Below are 3813 nucleotides of genomic sequence, written 5' to 3'. Positions count from 1 at the left end.
GACCCTCGGGCGGCAGGCGGATCGGACGATGGTCGGCGTCGAGCAACCCGCGCAGACGCGGCTCCGGCTCCATGCCTTGAATGCTGGTGCGGTAGTCTCGGGTCCCGTTGATCAGGCGCACCGGCACGCTGCGATAGCCCTCCACATAGGCCACGCCGGGCAGGGTGCGCAGCTCGGCCAGCGAGCGCTCGGGTGTGGGGTCGGTGAAGCTGAGATGGACATCCATGTTCATGACCAGCCGGTATTGGATGTCGAGCAAGTGGTCGACCGCGCCGAACTGATAGCTCCCGAGGAGCAGGAGTCCGCCGGACAGCCCGATCCCGATCATCGAGAGCAGGGCCTTGGTGCGATGGCGCAGGAGGTTGCGCAGGATGATCCGGGTCGGCTGGTCCAGTCGCCGACCGAGTGCGGAGCGTTCGAGCCAGGAGGCATGAAAGCGCCGGGGTGCGGGCGGACGCATCGCCTCCGCGGGCGGCATCGCGACCGCACGGCCCACGGCGCGAACGGTGCCCAATGCGGCGGCACAGGCGGAAACCAGAAGGGCTAGAGCAACGATCCGAGGCTGGAGGCGGAAGCTCGTTTCCGGGAAACGATAGTATTCGGCGTAGACCCCGGCCATCCCTTCCGCCGCCCAAGCGCCGAGGGCAATCCCGAGCAGCGATCCCACGACCACGATGAGACCGGTCAGCAGGCCGTAATGCGCGGCGATGTCCCGGTTGCCGTAGCCGAATGCCTTGAGGATCGCGACTTGCTGGCGCTGGGTCTGGATGATCCGCCCCATCAGTAGATTCAGCAGGAAGGCCGCGACCGAGAGGAAGATGGCGGGGAGCACGATGGCCATCACGCGGAGCTGGTCGAGCTCTTCGGACAGGAAACGATGCGAGATCTGGTCCTCGCGGCCCATGGCCCCGATCCCGCCGTAGCGGGCCAGATGCAGGTCCAGGGTCTCGATGACCGTCTCCGCGTCGGCCCCGGACTGGAGCGAGAGCAGGACGCTGTTGAAGGCACCGTCCATGTCCATCGCGTGGGCCAGTGCTCGGCGGTTCATCCAGAGGACCGCAAAGCGTTTGTAGTCCGGCAGGATGTCCGCCGGCCCCACCTGATAGACGAACTCGGGCGACAGGGCCACACCGCTGACGGTCAGGGTTTGGAGACGGCCGTTGATGATCGCCTCCAACCGATCGCCCGCCCGCAGTGCCTGCGCCTCGGCGAACGGCTCGCTCAACACCACCTGGTCCGATCGGTCCGGCTCGGGCAGTGCGCCCTCGCGCAGATACAGCCGATTCAGCCCCGGCTGACGACCGTCCGGGATCGAGAGCAGCAGACCGCGGACCGGCTCGTCGAAACCCGCCACCTCCAGGCGTACCGGTGCCTGAACCCGCGTCTCGACCTGGTTGACGCCCGGGATCTCGCGCAGACGCGCCGCGAGCCCTTCCGGGGCGCGCTTGAGATCGGCAAAGACATGGGCGAAGTGATGGCCGTCGTAGAACCGGGCCTGCGACAGACGCAGGGCATCGAGCGTGGTCACGGACAGGATCAGCACCATCACGCCCGCGGCGATCACCACCGCGATGGCGGCGACCTGTCCCTTGAGGTCGAAGAGATCGCGCAGGAGCTTGGTGTGCAGTGCTCGCATCGGTCGACCTCGGCGACACCATCGGAAACACGGTCCGAGCGTCTCCGATCCGCTCAGAACGCGTCCGCTTCGACCTCCAGATAGGCGAGCGAGACGTGCTTGCCCAATTCCTCCTCGAAGCCCGGCCAGTCCTTGAAGCGGGCAAGCTGCTCCGCGATGATCGGACGCATCTCGAAGTCGCTTCCGCCGCTCTCGTACAAGGCCGCGACGCCGTCGTAGACCCCGGTCAGATACTCGCGATAGGCATCGACGATCTCCCAGCCGCCGGTTTGGCCGCGTCCCGGAATCAGCACGCTCGCCGTCACCGTGGCTTTGACCCCATCCAACGCATTGATGCTGCCGATGAAGGATCCGTCGTCCATGCGCACGATGCGCCCGTTGCAGGCGTTGTCGCCCAGGAACAGCGCGTCCAGCTCCGGGATCTCGAACATCAGGTCCGAGGTGCTGTGCACGTGCGGGAAATAGTGGGTCTTGAAAGTAAGCCCTCCGATCGAAAGGGTCTCGCCACCCTCGAGCGCATGCGTCGGACCCTCCGCCACCGTCCCTTCGGTGGCGCCTTCGGTCGCGCTCATCATGCGTTGGACCCACTCCTCGCCGGCACCTTCGGCGACCAGCTTCAACATCTCGGGATGTCCGTAGATCGGAACCTGCGGGGCGGCAGCCAGCATCGCCTGATTGCCGAGCCAATGGTCCCCGTGGACGTGCGTGTTCAGCACCGCCAGCAGCGGTTTGTCGGTCACCTTGCGGATCTGGCGCAGGACCATCTCCCCGGTCTGGACGCTCGACCCCGGATCCACGACGATCACGCCGCTCTCCGTGACCAGGAAGGCCGGGTTGTTCATGAACCCCTGATTCTCGGGGGTCGGATAGTCCACCGGTCCGTGGATCACATAGAGACCGGGAGCGACCTGGTCCGCCGGGTAGTCCGGCAGGTCCGGGCCACGTTCGGCCAGGGCGGGAAAGGCGAGGGCGAGCATCAGGCAGGAGAGCAGGGCGATCGGCCATGAGAGCCCGTGCGGGATTCGATCAAGCGGCATGGGTAAGCATCCTCACGGTGAACCAAAATGGCGTTATACAGCAGGCGTGGCGAGGGAGCATCCCGAGTCCGTTGCGATTCAGGCCTTGGGTCAGGCCGGGAGCCCGAGACCGTCTCGCGCGGCGAGAGCCGTCCTTGAGGCTCACGGTCTCGACACATTTGCCGTGCTGCACTAGAAACTGGACCAGCCGAGATGCTCGCCGATCCATGCCTGAAGAGACCGCACCGCGGAGCGATCTTCCCAGGTGGCGTAAGGATCGGAAACCTGCCAACCCGGTTCGTTGCGCCAGCGCCGATCGAACCAGGTCAGCGCAGCGCGGAGAAAGGGATCATCCGCCGGACCCACGACAAGGACATTTGTCTCCAGGTTGAAGTCGTCCAGATTCCGTCGGGTGAAATTCGCCGACCCCGTCATGAGTACGGCCTGGCCATCGGCGCGTTCCAGAACAAGCTGCTTGGCGTGACATTGCTCCCCGGTGGTATGACACCAGCGCACCGGGATTCCGGCATCGTGGAAATGCCGCCCGGTCTGACGATTGGGGATTCCACTCTTCTCCCGGCCGAAGGCATCCCGGTTGGGGTCGAGCAGGATTCGGACATCGACGCCTCGACCGGCGGCGTCTTTGACGGCTTGGATCAGCGTCTCGTGGGAAAAGTAGAACATGGCGATATCGAGCCGATCCCCCCGTGCCGTGCTCTCGATCGTGTCGAGTGCCGCCTTTCGGATTCGGCTTTCGGTGATGATCCGTGCCTGCAGTCGACCCTGCGACGGCGCCTCTGGATCGGCCGGGATTTCGAACGGAACCGGCCCGGCGGAAAAGCGGATCACGGAGGTTTCGGTTTCCAGGAGATCCAGTGCCGCATGGCCGCGAAACACGACAGCCGTGTTCACATGGGCGCTGCTCGCGTCGTGTGGATTGGCCGACGTCACCAGGGCCACCCAGTCATCGCCTTCATCGGCTATGAGTGTCTTGCGGTGATTGGCCTTGAGGTTGAGCAAGGCCAGATAGGTCCGCAGCGTGACCGCCTCTTCGCCCACCGGATTGGGCAGCCAGCCACGGTTACTGTTGCCGAGCCACTGGCAGCAGAGTCGCCATGCCGCCGACCAGAGGGGGTTGGGATCGCGCAGTCGGCCGAGATC

3 protein-coding genes are annotated in these 3813 nt (G+C 65.4%); all 3 read right to left on the bottom strand.

Annotated features, from left to right (window positions below):
• Positions 1–1636: ABC transporter permease (locus tag GPT33_RS17695; RefSeq protein ID WP_296811692.1), on the bottom strand; the 1636-nt coding region annotated here is incomplete at its 3' end.
• Between the two features lie 53 nt (positions 1637–1689).
• The gene (locus GPT33_RS17690) at positions 1690–2673 is read right to left on the bottom strand and encodes an MBL fold metallo-hydrolase (RefSeq protein ID WP_296811691.1); all 984 of its coding nucleotides are present in this window, start codon (positions 2671–2673) and stop codon (positions 1690–1692) included.
• A gap of 171 nt (positions 2674–2844) precedes the next feature.
• Positions 2845–3813: phospholipase D-like domain-containing protein (locus GPT33_RS17685; protein ID WP_296811689.1), on the bottom strand; the 969-nt coding region annotated here is incomplete at its 5' end.

It is taken from the genome of Thiocapsa sp. (assembly GCF_011390875.1).
GTDB lineage: Bacteria > Pseudomonadota > Gammaproteobacteria > Chromatiales > Chromatiaceae > Thiocapsa.
The sequence above is the reverse complement of the archived record's forward strand: the minus strand, read 5'-3'. Positions and strand labels throughout refer to the sequence as shown.

What these genes read in the sequence shown, in the direction of transcription:
- GPT33_RS17690 (WP_296811691.1), bottom strand. Translation starts at nt 2,673, where the DNA reads ATGCCGCTTGATCGAATCCCGCACGGGCTCTCATGGCCGATCGCCCTG.